The organism is Mycobacterium sp. MMS18-G62, assembly GCF_053877835.1.
The window spans coordinates 1,054,043-1,071,728 of sequence record NZ_CM132662.1; the positions used below are offsets into that span (position 1 = coordinate 1,054,043).

At 64.4% G+C, this 17,686-nt stretch carries 17 protein-coding genes and 4 tRNA genes; 7 read left to right on the top strand and 14 right to left on the bottom strand.

Features of this window, described 5'->3' with window-relative positions; genetic code table 11:
- Window positions 1-106 precede the first annotated feature (106 nt).
- The gene (locus ACWW36_RS05180) at window positions 107-1,471 is read left to right on the top strand and encodes a WS/DGAT/MGAT family O-acyltransferase (RefSeq protein ID WP_456140526.1); all 1,365 of its coding nucleotides are present in this window, start codon (window positions 107-109) and stop codon (window positions 1,469-1,471) included.
- Here the strand turns inward: ACWW36_RS05180 and ACWW36_RS05185 are convergent.
- Together ACWW36_RS05185 and ACWW36_RS05190 are read right to left on the bottom strand one after the other, a co-directional pair.
- Window positions 1,468-3,030, bottom strand: a complete 1,563-nt coding sequence (locus tag ACWW36_RS05185; protein WP_456140527.1) for a phytoene desaturase family protein — start codon at window positions 3,028-3,030, stop codon at window positions 1,468-1,470. The genes ACWW36_RS05180 and ACWW36_RS05185 overlap by 4 nt on opposite strands.
- A 53-nt stretch (window positions 3,031-3,083) precedes the next feature.
- On the bottom strand, window positions 3,084-3,689 hold the full coding sequence (locus ACWW36_RS05190; RefSeq protein ID WP_456140528.1) for a TetR/AcrR family transcriptional regulator: 606 nt from the start codon (window positions 3,687-3,689) through the stop codon (window positions 3,084-3,086).
- Window positions 3,690-3,759: 70 nt separating this feature from the next.
- On the opposite strand from ACWW36_RS05190, the gene ACWW36_RS05195 reads away from it, so the two are divergent.
- From ACWW36_RS05195 to ACWW36_RS05210, 4 genes are read left to right on the top strand one after another with little or no spacing between them, the layout of a single operon-like run.
- The gene (locus ACWW36_RS05195; RefSeq protein WP_456140529.1) at window positions 3,760-4,251 is read left to right on the top strand and encodes a DUF2834 domain-containing protein; all 492 of its coding nucleotides are present in this window, start codon (window positions 3,760-3,762) and stop codon (window positions 4,249-4,251) included.
- Between the two features lie 25 nt (window positions 4,252-4,276).
- Window positions 4,277-5,065 carry an MBL fold metallo-hydrolase gene (locus tag ACWW36_RS05200; RefSeq protein ID WP_456140530.1) on the top strand — a complete coding sequence of 263 codons (789 nt, stop codon included), beginning with the start codon at window positions 4,277-4,279 and terminating at the stop codon, window positions 5,063-5,065.
- Window positions 5,066-5,077: 12 nt separating this feature from the next.
- On the top strand, window positions 5,078-5,500 hold the full coding sequence (locus tag ACWW36_RS05205) for an SRPBCC family protein (RefSeq protein ID WP_456140531.1): 423 nt from the start codon (window positions 5,078-5,080) through the stop codon (window positions 5,498-5,500).
- Between the two features lie 7 nt (window positions 5,501-5,507).
- Window positions 5,508-5,963 (top strand): ester cyclase, encoded by a 456-nt coding sequence (locus tag ACWW36_RS05210; protein WP_456140532.1) that lies wholly within the window; start codon window positions 5,508-5,510, stop codon window positions 5,961-5,963.
- Here ACWW36_RS05210 and ACWW36_RS05215 read toward each other — a convergent pair.
- The 3 genes from ACWW36_RS05215 to ACWW36_RS05225 are packed head-to-tail and all read right to left on the bottom strand — an operon-like array spanning window position 5,960 to window position 9,074.
- Window positions 5,960-6,829, bottom strand: a complete 870-nt coding sequence (locus ACWW36_RS05215) for an SDR family NAD(P)-dependent oxidoreductase (RefSeq protein WP_456140533.1) — start codon at window positions 6,827-6,829, stop codon at window positions 5,960-5,962. The genes ACWW36_RS05210 and ACWW36_RS05215 overlap by 4 nt on opposite strands.
- Window positions 6,826-7,731 carry an alpha/beta fold hydrolase gene (locus ACWW36_RS05220; protein WP_456140534.1) on the bottom strand — a complete coding sequence of 302 codons (906 nt, stop codon included), beginning with the start codon at window positions 7,729-7,731 and terminating at the stop codon, window positions 6,826-6,828. The genes ACWW36_RS05215 and ACWW36_RS05220 overlap by 4 nt, the downstream gene beginning before the upstream one ends.
- Window positions 7,728-9,074: a cytochrome P450 gene (locus ACWW36_RS05225; RefSeq protein WP_456140535.1), complete on the bottom strand. Its 1,347-nt coding sequence runs from the start codon at window positions 9,072-9,074 to the stop codon at window positions 7,728-7,730. The genes ACWW36_RS05220 and ACWW36_RS05225 overlap by 4 nt, the downstream gene beginning before the upstream one ends.
- Window positions 9,075-9,224: 150 nt before the next feature.
- Between ACWW36_RS05225 and ACWW36_RS05230 the strand changes: the two genes are divergently transcribed.
- Window positions 9,225-10,742, top strand: coding sequence for a flavin-containing monooxygenase (locus tag ACWW36_RS05230; protein ID WP_456140536.1), 1,518 nt, complete (start codon window positions 9,225-9,227; stop codon window positions 10,740-10,742).
- Here the strand turns inward: ACWW36_RS05230 and ACWW36_RS05235 are convergent.
- From ACWW36_RS05235 to ACWW36_RS05265, 7 genes are all read right to left on the bottom strand, one after another.
- Entirely contained in the window at window positions 10,739-11,374 is a 636-nt protein-coding gene (locus tag ACWW36_RS05235) for a TetR/AcrR family transcriptional regulator (protein ID WP_456140537.1), read from the bottom strand. The two genes, ACWW36_RS05230 and ACWW36_RS05235, sit on opposite strands and share 4 nt — an antisense overlap.
- 59 nt (window positions 11,375-11,433) lie before the next feature.
- On the bottom strand, window positions 11,434-11,892 hold the full coding sequence (locus tag ACWW36_RS05240) for a class F sortase (RefSeq protein WP_456140538.1): 459 nt from the start codon (window positions 11,890-11,892) through the stop codon (window positions 11,434-11,436).
- An 85-nt stretch (window positions 11,893-11,977) separates the two neighbouring features.
- Window positions 11,978-12,979: a hypothetical protein gene (locus tag ACWW36_RS05245; protein WP_456140539.1), complete on the bottom strand. Its 1,002-nt coding sequence runs from the start codon at window positions 12,977-12,979 to the stop codon at window positions 11,978-11,980.
- Between the two features lie 775 nt (window positions 12,980-13,754).
- Window positions 13,755-15,323 carry a hypothetical protein gene (locus ACWW36_RS05250; RefSeq protein ID WP_456140540.1) on the bottom strand — a complete coding sequence of 523 codons (1,569 nt, stop codon included), beginning with the start codon at window positions 15,321-15,323 and terminating at the stop codon, window positions 13,755-13,757.
- Window positions 15,324-15,519: 196 nt separating this feature from the next.
- Window positions 15,520-15,596 (bottom strand) — tRNA-Phe (locus ACWW36_RS05255).
- A 42-nt stretch (window positions 15,597-15,638) separates the two neighbouring features.
- Window positions 15,639-15,715, bottom strand: a tRNA-Asp gene (locus tag ACWW36_RS05260).
- A gap of 45 nt (window positions 15,716-15,760) precedes the next feature.
- Window positions 15,761-15,833 (bottom strand) — tRNA-Glu (locus ACWW36_RS05265).
- 121 nt (window positions 15,834-15,954) lie between these two features.
- Here ACWW36_RS05265 and ACWW36_RS05270 point away from each other — a divergent pair.
- A tRNA-Lys gene (locus ACWW36_RS05270) sits at window positions 15,955-16,027 on the top strand.
- 19 nt (window positions 16,028-16,046) lie between these two features.
- Here the strand turns inward: ACWW36_RS05270 and ACWW36_RS05275 are convergent.
- A complete protein-coding gene (locus tag ACWW36_RS05275; protein ID WP_456140541.1) occupies window positions 16,047-16,412 on the bottom strand; it encodes a group I truncated hemoglobin in 366 nt (121 codons plus the stop codon).
- Between the two features lie 79 nt (window positions 16,413-16,491).
- Window positions 16,492-17,652 carry a serine/threonine-protein kinase gene (locus tag ACWW36_RS05280; protein ID WP_456140542.1) on the bottom strand — a complete coding sequence of 387 codons (1,161 nt, stop codon included), beginning with the start codon at window positions 17,650-17,652 and terminating at the stop codon, window positions 16,492-16,494.
- Window positions 17,653-17,686: the final 34 nt, after the last annotated feature.

Consider the following 17,686-nt stretch of genomic DNA (forward strand, 5'->3'; position numbering starts at 1 on the left):
CCCGCCGTGGTTCCCCTCTGGCGACAGTGCGAAACCGAAACGGCCAAAGGTTGGCTTATCCGGTCATCCGGGCATAGAAAGGGGCAGACCCACAAAGGAGTGCACCATGAAGCTGATCTCGCCGACGGATTCGATATTCCTGCTGGGTGAGTCACGCGAACACCCCATGCATGTCGGCGGCCTGGGTCTGTATCAACCCCCCGACGGCATCTCAGGGTCGGACTTCCTGCGTGAACTCCATCAGGACATGACCGCCCACCAGGATTTCCAGCCGACGTTCCGCAAACACCCGGCCACCCTTTTCGGCGGTATCGCCAACATCGGCTGGACGCTGGACGACGATGTCGACCTCGACTACCACCTGCGCCGGTCGGGACTGCCCGCACCGGGCCGCGTCCGTGACTTACTGGAGCTCACGTCGCGCCTGCACGGCACGCTGCTCGACAGGCACCGGCCGCTGTGGGAAGCCCATCTGGTCGAAGGTCTCAGCGACGGCCGGTTCGCGGTGTACGTCAAGTTTCACCATGCCCTGATCGACGGGGTGTCCGCGCTCAAGCTGACGCAGCGCACGCTGTCCCCTGATCCCGACGACACCGAGGTTCGCGTGCCGTGGAATCTGCCGCCCAGGCGGCGGCCGGCGGCGCCCGACGATTCGTCGTTGTTGCAGACCGTGACCCGGACAGCGGGTTCCGTCGCAGCGCTTGCGCCCTCGACGCTGTCGTTGGCCCGCGCCGCGCTGCTCGAACAGCAGCTGACGCTGCCATTCGGCGCGCCCCGCACCATGTTCAACGTTCCGATCGGCGGAGCCCGCCGGGTGGCCGCGCAGTCGTGGTCCCTCGACCGCATAAAGCGCATCAAGCAGGCGGCGGGCGTGACCGTCAACGATGTCGTGCTCGCGATGTGCGCCGGCGCGCTGCGCCACTACCTCATCGATCAGAACGCGCTGCCGGACGCGCCGCTGATCGCGATGGTCCCGGTGAGCCTGCGTTCAGAGGCCGACGCCGACAGCGGCGGCAACATGACCGGCGTGCTGCTGTGCAATCTCGCGACCGACACCGAGGATCCGGCCAAACGCCTTGAGGCGATTAACATTTCGATGCGGGACAATAAGGAAGTGTTCTCGCAGTTGCCGAAGATGCAGGCGCTGGCGCTTTCTGCGCTGCTGATGTCGCCGATGGCGCTGACGGTCCTTCCCGGCTTCATGTCCTACGCCCGGCCACCGTTCAACATCGTAATTTCGAACGTCCCGGGTTCACGTGACGCCTTGTACTGGAAGGGCGCACGTTTGGACGGCAACTATCCGCTGTCGATCGCGCTCGACGGTCAGGCGCTCAACATCACGCTGTGCAACAACTCCGACAATCTGGACTTCGGGCTCGTCGGCTGCCGGCGCAGCGTGCCGCACTTGCAGCGACTGCTCGGACATCTCGAGGACTCGCTGAAGGAACTGGAACGCGCGGTCGGCGTTTAGCCCACGTTGGCGAGCGCCTCCTTCGCGGCGTTGTATCCCGGAATGAAGGTGATGCCAGGGCCGCCGTGGCAGCCGGCACTGCCCAGATACAGGCCCTCGATCGGGATCGGTTGATCCACATAGCCCTTCGGCCCCGGCCGGTTCAATCCGATCTGGTCGGGGTGGATCAGCCCGAGGCAGTAGTCGCCACCAGGCGCACCGAACATCGTGCCCATGTGTTTCGGGGTGAACGTGGTATGCCGAATGATGAGGCTTTCGAAATTCGGCGCGAGCTTGGTGATCTTGTCAATCACCCGCTGGCCCATCTCCACCTTCATCTCGCCGTAGCTCTTGTCGCTCTCCTCGATCGGGAACCACAGCGAGAAGGCCGACGCCGCGTGCTTGCCGGGCGGGGCGAGGCTCGGGTCGTTGACGGATGGGATCTGCACAGCGATCGACGGATCGGCAGGGACGATGCCATGTCTGCAGTCCTCCCACTGCTGCTGCAGCTCCTCCGGCGTGCTGAAAATGCCGATGTTCGACTGCAATGCGGGATCGTTGAGCAGTTCGTACGGCGCCGCAAATTCCGGTATCCCGTCGAGCGCGAAGTGCATCTGCAGATAGCTGCCGCGATGATCGACGCGGGAGAACCGCTCGCGGATATCCGCAGGAACTGCGTTCGAGTCGACGAGTCCGTTGATCGTGAGGTCTGGCGCTATCCCAGAGATGACGATCGGCGCGGTGAGCGTCGAGCCGTCTTCGAGGCGCACACCGGTGACCCGGCCGTCGGCAACGAGGATCTCTTCGACCTTCGCGCGCAACCGCAATTCCCCACCGCTGGAGGCGAATACGTCGCACAGGTGCTGCGTCAACGCACCGATGCCGCCCTGCAGCTTCTTGACGAGCAGCGCGTTCTCGTCTGGCACCGCAAACCCGTAGGCCAACGCCGCAGCGGTGCCGGGAGTCGCAGGCCCGCGATACGTGGTGTTGCACGCCAGCAGCGACAGCATGCCGCGCAGCGCGCCGTTCTTCTCTTTGTCAGGCAGATAGCGGTCGATCACGTCGGTGACTGAGCCGAACAACATGTCGGTGATCGTCGATCGCTCGAATTCGTTTGTCGCGCAGGCGTACATCTCGTCAAGCGTTTTCGGCGGCTGGCCGGCCTCAAACCTGCCAAGTGCCCGCGTCGGCGCCTGGCACCAGGCCATCAGACCCGCCATCCCGTTGACGGCCTCCGCGCCGTGCACCTCGTTGATGTGCGTGAGCAGCTTCATCGGGTCGGTGTAATAGACGAGCGGTTCGTCGCCGACGCCGCGCAGGGACACCGACATCACGTCGAGGTCGACGGTCGGCAGCTCGTCGAGGCCGAGTTCACGGCTCACGACGGCCGAGGTCGGGATCTGCACCGAGCCGGCGATCTCGAACTTGTATCCGTCGAAGAGCTCCACCGTCGAGGCCATCCCGCCGGCGTAGAGCTTGGAGTCCAGGCACAGTGTGCTCAACCCCGCACGCTGCAGAAGAGTGGCCGCGGTCAATCCGTTGTGGCCCGCACCAATGACAATCGCGTCGTAATCCGCCATCGGCTGAGGCTGACACGGACAACCAAGTTTTGTCAATATTGACGAAACTTTGCTTAGGGCGAGTCGACGATCCCCTTACCGATCGTCTCCAGCGCTTCTTGGCACAGCCGCGCCAACTCGGGCAGTGAGCGGTCCTCGCTGAGCATCCATACCTCCATCGCGCCGAAGACGGCGGCCGCGATGCATCGCGCGGTCACCGTCATCCGCATCCGCTCTCCGGTACCCGGCGCGGGCGCGTTGTCCTCGCTGAGGTGCTCCTCGATCGCCTCGGCGAAGTCGGCTTCGACCTGGCGAATGTGCCGGACGATGCGGCTCGGATCGAGTTCCTGTGCACGCAGCGCGGCGATCTGAGTCACGGCCCAGTCGTCGTACGGCCTCGCCATGATCGCCGTCTGCACCGACTCGATGATCGTCTCGTCGGGCGAACGTGCCGCCAGCGCGGCCCGAAACCAGTGCAGGCCCGCGTCGTAGTCGGCGAACAACAAGTCGTGTTTGGACGTGAAGTGTCGGTAGAAGGTCCGCAGCGACACTCCGGCGTCGGCGGCGATCTGCTCGGCGGTCGTTTCCTCCACACCCTGGGCGATGAACCGCACCAGCGCCGCCTGCCGCAGCGCCTCGCGGGTGCGCTCGCTGCGGGCTGTCTGGGCAGGCCGGACCATGTGCGTAAAGTACCCCAACCGCTGAAATGTCAATATTGACAAAACTTCGGACAGTGGCGAGACTACCGCTATGGTCGCCCTGGTCGTTCACGCCATCCTCGCGGTCGTCGTGATCGCCGTCGTCATCAAGCTGAATCCGGGCATCTTCGCCCGCGTCAACGGCAGCTCACAGTCGTCGACGCTGGAGATCGTCTACTACGTTGTCGGCGTCGCATCGATCCCGCTGTGCTGGTACTTCAATTTCCGCTACGTGCAGGAGTACGCGACAGCCGGTTCCCACAACGTGCTGTGGGGTCCTGGCAGCTGGGCCGAGTTCATCGCGCTGGGGTACGACAACCCTGCGGCCAGCTCCGCGAGTGCCGACTACACCATCGGCAACGTGATCCTGCTGCCGCTGTTCACCATCATCGACGGCCGGCGACGGGGCATCAACCATCCCTGGTTGTTCTTCGTGAGCAGCTTGTTCACGAGCTTTTCGTTCGCCTGGGCGTTCTACCTGGCGACCGTCGAACGCCAGCGCCGCCACCAGAAGTCCGCGGTGTCCGTCGACTCTCGCGCCTGAGGGCAGCATCCAGCACACTGCAGAGGTGAAGGTTCACCACCTCAACTGCGGAACCATGCATCCCCCCGGCACCAACCGAATGGTCTGCCATGTGCTGCTCGTCGAGGGCGCGAACTGTCTGGTTCTGATCGACACCGGCTTCGGTTCACACGATTGCGACGACCCCGCGCGGCGCGTGGGACCCACGAGGCGGTTTGTCCGGCCAACGTTCAATCACAACGAGACGGCCGCCAGCCAGGTCGAGCGACTCGGATTTCGCCGCGAAGACGTTCGACACATCGTCGTGACGCATTTCGACGTCGACCACATCGGCGGCCTCTCCGACTTTCCTGACGCCGAGGTACACGTCACCGCCGCCGAAGCGCGCGGCGCAATGAAGGCCCCATCGCTGCACGAGACACTTCGCTTCCGCCCCGCCCAGTGGGCGCATGGCCCCAAAATCGTGGAGCACACGCCCGACGGTGAAAAGTGGCGGGGATTCGCCGCGGCGAAGGAACTCGACGAGATATCGCCGGGCATCGCACTGATTTCGCTTCCTGGCCATACCCGCGGCCATGCCTGTGTGGCCGTCGACGCCGACCACCGCTGGGTGTTGCATTGCGGCGACGCCTTCTACCATCCCGGCACCGTCGACGGAACCTCACGGGTTCCGCGTGTGGTCACGGTGATGGAGCCGCTCATCGCGTTCGATCGAAAACGTGTGCAGGACAACCACGCCCGGCTCGCCGAACTGTACCGGCGCAAAGAACCCGACCTGTACATGATCTGCTCACACGATCCGTCGCTCTACGAGCACGCCCTCGCCACCGCCTAGGCAGGAGATCCGATGCAAGCCACGTCGCACGCCACCGTCGCCGCGCCCATCGACGTCGTGTGGGGCACCCTCACCGATCACGTCGGCATGAGCAACTGGGGACCCGGTGTCACGGTCACGCTAGACAAGTCCGGCACAGAGGAGGCCAATGGCGTCGGTGCGGTTCGCCGCATCACGACACCCGGTCCAGGGCCGGCCATCGTCGAAGAGGTCGTCACCTACCAGCGGCCACATTTGTTCGGGTATAAAGCCTTGTCGGGCACGCCATTTCCCGGATACGCCGGTGAGGTCCGACTGACCGACGAAGGTCCGCAGACCCGCATCAGTTACACCATCTCCTCGACGGCCACGTTCCCGTTGATCAAGGCACCGCTGGCGGTGCTCAGCCAGGTGCTGTTGCGCCTGCTCACACGCGCTGTGACCAAAGCAAGTTAGGAGAACCATGATCACCGACGACTTGCGGCAGCGTCGCCTCGCCGTTATCCGAGAACACATGGACACCGAGGTGACCAAGGAGTTCGACGCGACACTGGCCACCTTCAACGGTCATCCGCACTACGAGATCATGGCCACCGGCCAGGTCTTCGACGGCGACGACGAAGTGATGGGTTACTACCTCACGACTAGAACGGCGTTCCCCGACCAGCGGCACGACAATGCCCGCTTCCACGTTGCCGACGATGCCGTCATCGTCGAATTCGACCTGCTCGGAACGAATCTCGGTGAGTTCTACGGCTTGCCGCCCACGGGCAAGGCGTTTCGCGTGCCAGTCATCGCGGTGTTCTACTTCGAGGGCGACCGCATCGTCAACGAGCGCATCTACTTCGATACCGCCAGCCTCGTCACACAGATCGGCCGCAGCGAATTGCTCGCGCTCGTCGGCGAAGCCGGCACCTAAACGGAGACGTCCCGCGCGTTGGCCTGACTGCGCCTTCTGAGGAAGCCTTCCAACTGACCGAGCAGATCGTAGTAGTGCGTCGGCGCGATCCGGCCGAGCACGTCGAACATGTACGCGTCGGGGCCGACGAGGATGCGCGCCTTGCCGGCTTCCACGCCGCGGTGGATGATCTCGGCGGCCTTGTCCGGCTTTGTCATCGTGATCGCCGCGAACTCCTGCGCCATCTGATCTTGGGTCCGGCCGCGTCCTTCTGGATCTTTGCGGAATCGCGCGTTGCGGACGATGTTGGTGTCGATGCCGCCCGGATGAACGTTGATTGCGGTGACACCCGTCCCGCGCAGCTCCTGCCTCAACGAGTCGGTGAAGCCACGGACGGCGAATTTCGCAGAACAGTAAGCGCTTTGATTGGGCATGCCGACCAACCCGAACACGCTCGAGGTGTTCACGATGGCGCCCTCGTCCTGTTCGACCAGAATCGGCAAGAAGGCACGCGTGCCGTTGACGACGCCGTGGAAGTTGATGTCCCACAGCCAATTGTCGTCCTCGGGAATCGATTCGAGCACACTCGAGGCAACGGCGACACCGGCGTTGTTGAACACGGCGCCGATGGGCTTCGGCGCCCACTCGCGGACCTCGCCGGCAAAGTCGCGCTGCGCGTCGGCGTCGCGGACGTCGAGCACCCGCACCAACGCCGGTCCGGGCAGGGACGCCTCGGTCTCCTTCAGGCCCGTCTCGTTGACATCCGTGATCGCGACCGGGCAACTGTGTGCCGAAAGTCGTTGCGCCAGAGCACGGCCTATTCCCGATGCCGCGCCGCTGATGACGACGGTACGGCCGCTGATCGTTCTGCGTTGCGACTTGCTCATGCATGCTCCTCGAGTTCGGCGGTCCGGGCGGCTGCCCGGGTGTGTTCGGTGATCAGGTCGATGATTCGGCCCCATGCCCCGATTGGTAGGTCGTGACCGAGGCCCTCGATCGTCTCCAGTCTCGCGCCGCGAATGGCCCGGGCGGTCGCCTCACCACCATTGGGATGGACCATGCGGTCGCGGTCGCCATGGATGACGAGCGTCGGCACATCGATGTGGCTCAGCTCGTTGGTGCGGTCACCCGAGGCGAAGATGCCGGCCAGCTGGCGCACGACACCACCGGCCGTGGGGTCGCGGTCCCATGCGATTCCGGCGTTCTCGCGAACCGCGTGCCCATCGAACGGGAATCCATGAGAGCCGATGTGGGAGAACATGTTCGCCGCGCGCTCCATTGCCTCGGTGCGCGTTCGCGGCGGCCGCGACGTCAGCATCCGCCGCCAGGTCGACAGCGCCGGACGGCCCAGCCGCGGCGCGCCGGTCGTCGACATGATCGACGTGAGGCTGCTGACCCTGCCCGGATAGTGCGCGGCAACCGTCTGGGCGATCATGCCGCCCATCGAAATTCCGACCAGATGCGCGTCGCGGTACCCGAGCTCGTCGAGCAATCCGACAGTGTCGCGCGCCATGTCGCCGAGGTGGTACTGGTTGCGACCCCGGAACATCGCCACCGGATTCGGCGGCGGATAGCTCATATGCGTGGACCGCCCGGCGTCACGGTTGTCGAATCGCGTCACCCGATAGCCGCGGCCTGCCAGCGCGCTGACGAAATCGCCCGGCCATGAATGCAATTGCTGTCCGAGACCGGCGATCAGCAGAATCGGTGGGTGCGCGGGATCGCCGGCCTGGTCGTAACACAGTTCGATGCCGCGGCCTACACCGACGACGGCTTCTGGTCCGCTCATGCCGACGCCCGCTGCGCGTCCCGGCCCGCCGACGTGTGCCGCCGGTACACGACGGCACGACCGCCCTGCGCCGGTGCGGTGGCGACGCCGCGAGAGTGCAGTCGCTCGTCAGGCGCATATGTGGTGCCGAACTCGAATTCACGCAGCAGCGTGCGCAGCGTGACGTTCATCTCCATGTTGGCAAACGCGGCTCCAATGCAGCGGCGGACACCGCCCCCATACGGAATCCACGCGTAGTTGTCCGGCGGGTTGCCGACGAATCGGTCCGGGTTGAACACCTTGGCGTCGGGAAAGCTGCTCTCCGAGGCGTGCGCAAGCGAGATGCTCGCCAGCACCGCGTGGCGTTCGGGAATCACCCACTCGCCCAGCCGCATTCGCTTCTTCGTCATCCGCGCGGTCCCGTTGATCACCGGTCGTGTGCGCTGCACCTCCCAGATTGTCGCTTGCCGCAACTCCGACCCTCCAGCGTCTGCTTCTGCAGTCAGCCGCGCGAGCAGTCGCGGATGACGCCGCAGCCGTTCGACCGCCCATGCCAGCGTCGTCGCGGTGGTTTCGTGTCCCGCCGCAAGCAAGGTGAGCAGTTCGTCGGCCACGTGCTCGTCGGAGATCGGCGTCCCGTCGTCGTAGCGGGCCTGCAGCATCAGCGCCAGGACGTCGTTGCGCTCCTCGAAGCCAGGATCGCGGCGAACATCGGCGATCAGACGCTCGATGATCTCGTCGTAGCGCCGTCGATGCGCCGCCAGTTTCCCGCCTGGGCTCCACGGGCCGACGTCGCGGCGAACCACTGGTGGCAGCACCGCCATTCTCGACGCGTGCAGCACCATCGGCGGCAGCAGTTGGCGAAGTTCGTCCAACGCGTGGCCTTCAGCGCCGAACACGGTTCGCAGGATCGCGTTCAGCGTGATGCGCATCATCGACGGCAGCGTCTCGAACTCGCGGCCCTGGGGCCATGAAGCGACTTCGCGCATGACCTCTTCTTCGATGATCTGTTCGTAGGCGGCCATCCGCTTGCCGTGGAAGGGCGGCACCAGAAGCTTGCGGCGTTCGCGGTGCTCTGCGCCGTCGAGGCTGAAGGTCGAACCCGGGCCGAACATCTCGCCGAGGACGCCCGCCCTGGCCACCAGATCGGTGTTGGTGGTGAACAGTTCCTTGATCAGCGTGGGGTCGCTGACCACGACGGTCTCGCCGAAGATCGGCAGTCGCAGCGTGAACGCCGACCCGTATCGCTTGGCCAATGCGGCCACCGACTTCTCCCTGGCGGCGACGAATCCGATTCCTTGCAGGATCTTCGGGATGCGCGGCGCGGGCGGCAGCCGTACAGGATCGGTCGTCGCTTCGGCCATCTCGCCTCCTCGTCGGTACCTCAAGGTACCGGTGACGGTACGCCTTAGTACCGATGGCGGTCAAGGCTCTTTGCACACACGCCTAATAGTGGTACCGTCTGGTACCGAACACGGTACTTGATCGTACCGCCGAGCGACAGGTGGCTCCCAATGACGAGTGGACCGATCGAATACACCGACGTGCTGATCGTCGGGGCGGGGTTGTCCGGGGTTGGCGCTGCGTGCCAACTGCGGCAAGCACGGCCGGAAAAGTCCGTCGTCCTGCTGGAAGCCCGCGATGCGATCGGTGGCACCTGGGATCTGTTTCGCTACCCGGGCGTCCGGTCGGACTCCGACATGTTCACGCTTGGCTACCGATTCCGTCCGTGGACCGATCCCAAGGCGATCGCCGACGGGCCCAGTATTCTGCGCTACATCCGGGATACTGCGGAAGCGTACGGAGTCCAGGAGCTCATTCGGCTGAATCACCGTGTGGTTAAAGCGAGTTGGCGCAGCGACGAGGCACGCTGGACGGTCGAGGTGCACCGCGCCGACACTGGCGAAACCGTGTTGTTCAGCTGCGCGTTTCTGTACGTCTGCTCCGGCTACTACCGGTACGACGGGGGCTTCAGCCCGAAATTCCCTGGCGCACAGCATTTCCGCGGGCCGATCATCCATCCGCAGCATTGGCCTGAGGATCTGGACTACCGCGACAAGAAGGTGGTGGTGATCGGCAGCGGAGCGACGGCGGTGACGCTGGTCCCAACGCTTGCCGAGTCGGCGGCTCACGTGACGATGCTGCAACGCTCCCCCACCTACGTCGCGGCGCGGCCGGCCAGTGACGCGATCGCCGACCGATTGCGAGCATCGCTGCCGCCGAAGTTGGCCTACGCGATCGTGCGGTGGAAGAACGCATTGCAGGCCATCGCGATTTTCAACTTGAGCAGGCGACGGCCCGAGTTGATGAAGTCCATGCTGCGCAAGGCGGCCGCCAGGCAACTGCCCGAGGGATATGCCGTCGACACCCACTTCGCTCCCTCGTACAACCCGTGGGACCAGCGGATGTGCCTGGTTCCCGACGGAGATCTGTTCACGGCGATCCGCAGTGGACGCGCCTCCGTCGTCACCGACCACATCGAGACGTTCACCGAGAGCGGCATTCGATTGCGCTCAGGCGCAGAACTGCAGGCCGACGTCATCGTCAGCGCCACGGGACTCAACTTGCTTGCCATCGGCGGTATGCGGCTCGAAGTCGACGGACGACCCGTCGAATTGTCAGAGACGGTGTCCTACAAGGGAATGATGCTCTCGGGCGTGCCCAACTTCGCGTGGACCATCGGCTACACGAATGCGTCGTGGACGCTCAAGGCCGACCTCGTGGCCGAGTACGTGTGCCGTCTGCTCGAGCACATGGACGAAAACGGCTACGCGTCAGTGACACCGGATGCCGGTAGTGCAACCGCGGCCAGCCCGTTCCTCGACCTCGCGTCGGGCTACGTGCAGCGAGCCGTCGCCGACCTGCCCAAGCAGGGTGAGGAGACGCCGTGGCGCCTGCACCAGAACTACGTGCGCGACGTCAGGTTGCTGCGCCGCGGCCCGATCGACGACGACGTCGTGTTCACCCCTTCGGCCGCAGGCGATTCCGTCGCGACTGACGGCTTGCAGCGCTATGCGGCGAGCGTGAACTAGTCCTCATGCGTGCGCGGCGTGAGCAGCGCGATCGACGCGTCGACCGCTTCTTCGGTGATATCACTCATCCGACCGCCCTCCTCGACGGTGCTTGCGGTCAGTTCGCGCAGGCCGCCGAGAAGCATGACGATCCGCTGACGTGATACCGGACCGATGCCTGCGGCGCGAAACTCGTTGGTGGCACCGAGCGCCTGCACCATTTCGATGAAGCTCTCCATCACGTCGCGTTGCAAGCGGCGCGCACCCGCGCCCAGAGATGGCACGTCGCGAATCCAGCTCAACATCAGCGAAGGCCGGGATTCGCCTGAAGAGATCCATGCCTCGACGGCCTGCCGGACCTGGCTGCGCCACGGTGCGTTCGGATCGACCGCGGCTGAAATCTGCCGGACCTGCTCGGCATTGGCGTCGGTCAGCAGCGCGATGAAGCAGGCCTCCCTGCTGTCGAAGTGCTCGTAGAACGTGCGCCGAGACGTCCTGGCCCGCCGCACGATGTCGGCGACTGTCGTTCCCGGATAGCCGTCCTCGGCGATGCACGCCTCGAGCGCATCGAGCAGTCGCTGGCGAAAGTTGCTCTTATCGTCGTCGGCGCGCCGCTGCTGCACGGCGGTGGACGACGTCTTGACCGTCGTCACGCGAAACCTCTCATGTCACAGGCATCGTACTGCGGCGGGCCCTAACAGCCGCGCTGCCTTCAGTGATTTGTGGCTGAGGCGACGAGCTGGGCCTGCGCGAGGAAGTTCTTGTCCGTCGAGGCCCCGTCTGGAGCGAGGAGGCAGGTGACGAGCACCAACCGTCCGGGAACCTTCTCCATCACCTCGGGCGAGTCTTGCACCTCGCCGAACTTGGCGTAGTTCACCGTGCGCTCGACGCGATAGGTCAGAGTTCCCGACGGCGTCGTGACCTCGACGTCGTCGCCGACCGCCAGCTGTTGCAGGCGGGCGAACACACCCTGCCCTCCCGCGACCGCATGGCCGATGATGAATACCGTTCCGTCCGAGTCGGTTCCGGGTTTCGAGCGGCACCCCACCCAATAGGCCTCGTCGACTGTTGGCGGGTTGAGCACGGGACACTCCGAGGCGGCCATCTCCTGCACTGACGCCGTGAGTCCAAGCGCGGGGATGGATAGCCCTGTCGGAACTGCGCTCGTCACCGGGGGCGTGACCGGTGCAGCAATCGGTATCGGGGTGGCTACCCGAGATGCTGTTGCGGCGGAAGTAGTTGGCGCGCTTTCGCTTTCAGCTGCGCACGCCGACGCCGAGATGGCGACGAGAAGCGCCATGGCGCCGATGCCTGCCCGTCGGACGCTCCGCATTCCGCCTCCACAAGATGTAGCCACCACCGGCCGCGACGATGAACGCCGACACCACAATCGGGAACTCCCCGCCTGCGTTGCCTTCGTCACTGCCGGTCAAGAAGGTCAAGCCGCCGCCGTATGACGCCGGCGTGTACACAGCGGGGCCGCCGCTCGCGAGAGCAATCGGCGCTCCGCCGCCGCCACCACCACCGCCGCCGGGCGCGCCGCCGCCGACCGGCGGCAGGCCGAGCATCGGTGGTACGACCGGTGGTGCAGGCGGAACGGCAAGTCCGGGCACGTAGGGGCCGCAGCCTGCCTTCACCCGCGGCAAGCCGGGCACTCCCGGGAAAAATATCGGCAAACCAATGCCGGGCTGGTCCTCTTCATCGGGCGGTGGCGGAGGAGGGGGCGGGGGCGGCGGCGGTTCGACTTCGCACGAGCACCCGGTCCACCAGTTCACAAGCGCTTGCCACGGATCTTGCGGTGGCGGAGCAGCAGGATCGGCGGCGGCCGCCGCAACACTCGCGGTGGGGGCGGCGGCTTCCGGCGCGGTGGCTCCTGCGGCAGCGGCAGCGACGGTTTCACCCGCAGCGGCAGGGGCCGCAGTGTCTGCGGGAGCCGCGGGCTGGGTACCGGTCACCACCCGACTGGTGCCGACTGGATGCTGGGTGGGTGCACCGGTTCGCCCGTCGCCGAACACGGTCTTGATGAGCGACCCGATCGCTTCACCGACCGGGTCGGACGCGGCAGTCGGCGTCGTCGTGCCAGTGCCTTCCGTCGTGCCCGTCGTACCGGACGTGCCGCCCGTGGAGTCCCCTCCGGTCGTGCCCGAAGCGCCGGACGTCCCGTCGTCCGCCAGAGCGACGGACGGGAACGCAAACAAGAAGGCGGTAGTTACAGACGCTGCCGCGACTGCCGGAAGACGATTCGGTAGCTGGGCCATCGGTTCTTCCTTACAAGTGGACGGATATTGGGGATTTGCCAACAACCGGGCTCACGGTGCGGCCCGTCTCGCGGCAGCCACGCAATGGCGCTGCGGCGATACCGATCGATACACGCGAAGAAAATAGCATGTATTGCGACATTCAGTCAGGAATTGTTCTCGCGTCTGGCAAGTCGCTCAGCTGATTTAATTAACGCCTACGTAGTTAATGCAATTTCAGTGATATACGATCCGCAGATTATGTATGAATTCTTGCCACAGCGCACTGTCATCGCTGTGGCCAGTATGGATCATCCATTATCACGTTGCTCGGTGCCGGTCAAATCAAGGCGGAGCGCAAACCTCTATCCTTCGCTTTTCGACCAGGTGATCGATGGTCTCGCTAACTTCTATGACGAAGCCATTCTGACAATTCAGTTGACCTGATAAGGCGCAGCGTTCGGCAGCTCTTGCGGTCGTCGGTTCCCCGAACTAGTTAGTGAACTGGCCGAGTCGTGTGGATAGCCAAGAAATTTGCCCGAATGCACGGCTTGTCAGGGCGCTTGGCTATGGAACGATGCGTGCCAGGGTCGTCGCGCGATCGGGGTAATCGACCATCGCGACGTAATGCCTTGAGCGACAAACTGCTTGGTGGCCAGGGCCGTGATCGAACCGGCGACCTTCAGCATTGGGGGATTCCTCTAATCGGACGTGGACCGTGCGGCGTGCCACCACCTGACATGCCCACGAGCTAAACAGCCCACCCTGTGGGGGAATCGCTCACCGGCCCCTTGCTTCACTCACCGGGTCCGCGGTGGCCGTTGCCTCTTATCCTGTTGCTTCCAGAGGTCGCTCCAGTTGGCTTGCCAGTCGCATTACTTTTCTTGTTGCTTGCGGTGGGCGCTCCACCTGGGTTGCCAGTCGCATTGCTTTTCTTGTTGGTTCCGGTGGGCGCTCCAGCTGGGTTGGCCGTCGCATTGCTTATCTTGTTGGTTCCGGTGGGCGCTCCCGCTGCGTTGACATTCGTTGCGCCGCTTTGGCCGCTCGGCGCCGCCGTCCCACCGACGCGGAAGTTGTTGATCGCGATGCCTGGGTTCATCTTGGTGATGGTTTGACCGTCCCGTAAGACGGAACCGGCAAGCGCGAACGGACCGGGGCCGGCTGCGACCGTATTGTTTCTGCCGAAGAAGTTGAACCCGGCGTTCAAGTTGCCGGGCCCGGACGGACTCTCACCGGCGCTGATCGTGTTGCCGCCTCCGCCGGTGTTGAGGACGGCGTTCAGGTTGCTGGTGAGTCCACCTGCGGACAGCTTATTGCCATTGCTGAAGATGTTAACGCCCAAGTTCAGGTTGCTGCCGGGGCCACCGACGGATAGCTCATTGCCGCTGCCGATGATGTTCCTCGCCCCATTGAAATACCCGCCCTTCGACGTGATGGTGTTGTTGCTGCCTAAGAAATTGGTGGCCACGTCTGAATAACCGACCTGTGTCGTGATGGTGTTGGTGTCGCCGAACAGGTTTCGGGCAAAGTTCCCGTAGCCGCCTTGTACCGTGATCTTGTTATTGTCGCCGAAGAGGTTTCGGGCCGTGTTTGCATAGCCGGCTTGTATCGTGACGTTGTTTCCGCTGCCGAAGAAGTTTCGAGCCCAGTTTGCATAGCCGCCCTGTACCGTGACGGTGTTGGTGTCGCCGAACACATTTCGGGCCCAGTTCAAGTAGCCGCCCTGTGTCGAAACGTTGTTGTTGCTGCCGAAGATATTTGTGGCGGTGTTCGCCACGCTGCCTTGTGTCGTGACGGTGTTCATGTTTCCGCCGATGTTGGTGGCCCAGTTCGCTATGCCACCTTGTGCCGTGACGGTGTTGTTGCTGCCGAAGAGGCTGAGGGCCAAGTTGAGGAAAGACCCCGGGCTTGTGGTGGCGGTGGAGTTCGGACCGACGACGAAAGCCGCGCCGAAGACCCCATCGGCGTGGGCCTCCGCTCCGTCGCCGATTGCGAAGGCGACGCTGAACAGCGTGCTGGTGCATTCGGCGCTGTTGCCGATTCCGAAGATTGACGCACAGGTCGCATTCGCTGTCGGGGCTAACCCCAATCCGGCGCTTGCGAATAGTCCGCTTGCGACGCCGCCAGCGACGAGGGCGCCAGTGATCTTGCGGGGTGAATTCACGTTGCTCCAACCATGGCAGAACCGGCTTGACATAACTAGGTATATCTCAACGTTCAAGGTCAAAGAGGGGAATCTGCGCATCCCTGGAACCGCGGGCGGGAATTGGCTGCGGCCGGTAGGTGGGGAAGCAACGCCCCCGAGGCGGGCACGGATCTTCGGTTTGCTGTAGAAGGCCATCGAAAACGCGTCGATTACGGTCACCGCCCACACCAACGCACACACCTCTTCGACGACGAGCTCGACAAGATCGCGACTGCGCTCGACTCGCTGAACGATCTGAGTTCGGACACGTGAGATACGTCCTGCTGGCAGCAGTTCATTTGGCTCAACCGCCGGCCAGATCCGCAAATTATCGGCCCGAAGACGAGAGCAAACGGCGCTGCGCGGCCGAACTACTTGGTGGCCAGGGCCGGGATCGAACCGGCGACCTTCCGCTTTTCAGGCGGACGCTCGTACCAACTGAGCTACCTGGCCGGAAGGCACCCGTACCGCTATTACCCAAGTGCCTCGCCAAACTGGCGACCCTGACGGGACTTGAACCCGCGACCTCCGCCGTGACAGGGCGGCGCGCTAACCAACTGCGCCACAGGGCCTTGCTTTTCCTCGCTGTGCGGCTCCTATCGTACGGACGCCGCGCGTACCCCCTACGGGATTCGAACCCGCGCTACCGCCTTGAAAGGGCGGCGTCCTAGGCCGCTAGACGAAGGGGGCCAGCCGAATCTCTCCGGGGTACTCGCAACGCTGTGACGTTGGGAGCCTCGATAGCTTAGGGTACCCGGACCCCAATCCTCAAACGAGCCGCCCAGTGGCACGCAGTATCCTGATGCATCGCGCCCCTATAGCTCAGTTGGTAGAGCTACGGACTTTTAATCCGCAGGTCCCAGGTTCGAGCCCTGGTGGGGGCACTCACTATTGCTTCGCAGGTCAGGCACTGCGCGCGGTGGCTATGTCGTCAGCCAGCGGCGCTATCGCACTGATGATCTGGCCGACGATCTCCTCGGGCACACCAGCCGCTGACAGGCTGTCCGTGAGGTGACCCGCCACCAAAGTGAAGTGGTGCATGGTGATTCCGCGGCCCTGATGCACCTGCCGCATGGGAGCTCCCGTATAGGGATCCGGGCCGCCGAGCGCGGCAGCGAAGAACTCCACCTGCTTTCCCTTGAGCCGGGCCATGTTGGTGCCGGAGAAGAAACCGGCCAATTGGTCGTCGGCCAGCACGCGGCCGTAGAAGTCCTCGACAACCGCCTCGAGTGCCTCGGCGCCGCCGATCTGCTCGTAAATGCTTGTCATGCGTATGCACGCAACGCCTGACCGATTGCAGAGCTATTGCATGGGCGTAGCGCGCACGCTAACAATGCCTCACATCGCGTCAGCCGCCGTGCTTCGGCTTGTGCCCGTTGCCATTTCCGTTTCCGCCCTTCTTCGGATTGCCCTCGTCAACCTGAACCGGCGTCGTCGGAGGCGGTGGTGGCGGCAACAGTGACGTCGTCAGTGGTGTGGACACCGACGTGCTCGTGCTGGCCGGTTCGGGCGCAGGCGTCCGCGACGCCGAGTCCGCGATAAAAGCGGCGACGGCAATCACGATGGCGGCGGCAGCCGCCGCGAGACCCAGCAGCATCCGCGACCGGCCGCGTCGAACCTGCGGGGGCACCACCATGGTCGACGGGTCGGGCAGCGGGGTGGCCAGCACCATGGTCGGCGGTCGCATCGCGGCCGGACCCGAGGTCCGGCCCGCAAGAGCGGCACGCATTTCCGCAGCGCTTCCGAACCGCCAGTGCGGATCACGTGCCATCGCGCGGTCGACGACAGCCGCAAGCGCCGGGTCCACGTCTGGCCGCAGCATGGTCAACGGCGGCGGTGTGTCGTCTGCGATCGCGCGTGCCAGTTCGGGCAGGTTCTCCTGCGGGAAGGGCCTGCGGCCAGTCAACGCCTCGTAGCCGACGACGCCGAGCGCGTACAGGTCGTCCGCGACCGAGGCCGGCTTGCCCGCGATGCGCTCGGCGCTCAAATAGGCCAGGGTGCCAACGATTTGGCCGGTCATGGTGTTGACGGCGTCGGCGCTCTTGGCGATGCCGAAGTCAGCGACCTTTGTCTTCCCAAGATCGTTGAACAAGATGTTGGCGGGCTTGATGTCACGGTGCAGGATTCCGGCCGCGTGCGCGGCGGTCAGCGCAGAGAGGATGTCGTCCAGAATCGACCGCACCTGCTGTTGCGGTAACGGCCCGGAGGCGATCACGTCGGCGAGTGTGCGCCCCGACAGCCGCTCCATCACGATGTAGGGCGTTCCGTTGTGTTCACCGCTGTCGTGCACGCAGACGATGTGCGGATGATTGAGCGAGGCCGCGGCGCGCGCCTCGACCTCAAACCGCCGTCGGTTGTCGGGTTGCGTGGTGAAGACCGGATGCAGCAGCTTGACCGCGACAGGCCGATCCAGCCGGGTATCCCAGCCGTCGCGAACTTCGGCCATTCCGCCGCGCCCTAGAACACCCCGCAGTTCATAGCGGCCGCCAAGAACCTCTGGCGCCTGCATATATCAAAGCTAGCCCGCCGACGGCTTCGTCAAA

Excerpts from the sequence above, each read along its gene's own strand:
- ACWW36_RS05195 (WP_456140529.1), top strand. The coding sequence starts at position 3,760 with ATGGTCGCCCTGGTCGTTCACGCCATCCTCGCGGTCGTCGTGATCGCC.
- ACWW36_RS05215 (WP_456140533.1), bottom strand. The coding sequence starts at position 6,829 with ATGAGCAAGTCGCAACGCAGAACGATCAGCGGCCGTACCGTCGTCATC.
- ACWW36_RS05275 (WP_456140541.1), bottom strand. The coding sequence starts at position 16,412 with ATGACAAGCATTTACGAGCAGATCGGCGGCGCCGAGGCACTCGAGGCG.
- ACWW36_RS05205 (WP_456140531.1), top strand. The coding sequence starts at position 5,078 with ATGCAAGCCACGTCGCACGCCACCGTCGCCGCGCCCATCGACGTCGTG.
- ACWW36_RS05210 (WP_456140532.1), top strand. The coding sequence starts at position 5,508 with ATGATCACCGACGACTTGCGGCAGCGTCGCCTCGCCGTTATCCGAGAA.
- ACWW36_RS05225 (WP_456140535.1), bottom strand. The coding sequence starts at position 9,074 with ATGGCCGAAGCGACGACCGATCCTGTACGGCTGCCGCCCGCGCCGCGC.
- ACWW36_RS05230 (WP_456140536.1), top strand. The coding sequence starts at position 9,225 with ATGACGAGTGGACCGATCGAATACACCGACGTGCTGATCGTCGGGGCG.
- ACWW36_RS05190 (WP_456140528.1), bottom strand. The coding sequence starts at position 3,689 with ATGGTCCGGCCTGCCCAGACAGCCCGCAGCGAGCGCACCCGCGAGGCG.
- ACWW36_RS05185 (WP_456140527.1), bottom strand. The coding sequence starts at position 3,030 with ATGGCGGATTACGACGCGATTGTCATTGGTGCGGGCCACAACGGATTG.
- ACWW36_RS05180 (WP_456140526.1), top strand. The coding sequence starts at position 107 with ATGAAGCTGATCTCGCCGACGGATTCGATATTCCTGCTGGGTGAGTCA.
- ACWW36_RS05220 (WP_456140534.1), bottom strand. The coding sequence starts at position 7,731 with ATGAGCGGACCAGAAGCCGTCGTCGGTGTAGGCCGCGGCATCGAACTG.
- ACWW36_RS05245 (WP_456140539.1), bottom strand. The coding sequence starts at position 12,979 with ATGGCCCAGCTACCGAATCGTCTTCCGGCAGTCGCGGCAGCGTCTGTA.
- ACWW36_RS05280 (WP_456140542.1), bottom strand. The coding sequence starts at position 17,652 with ATGCAGGCGCCAGAGGTTCTTGGCGGCCGCTATGAACTGCGGGGTGTT.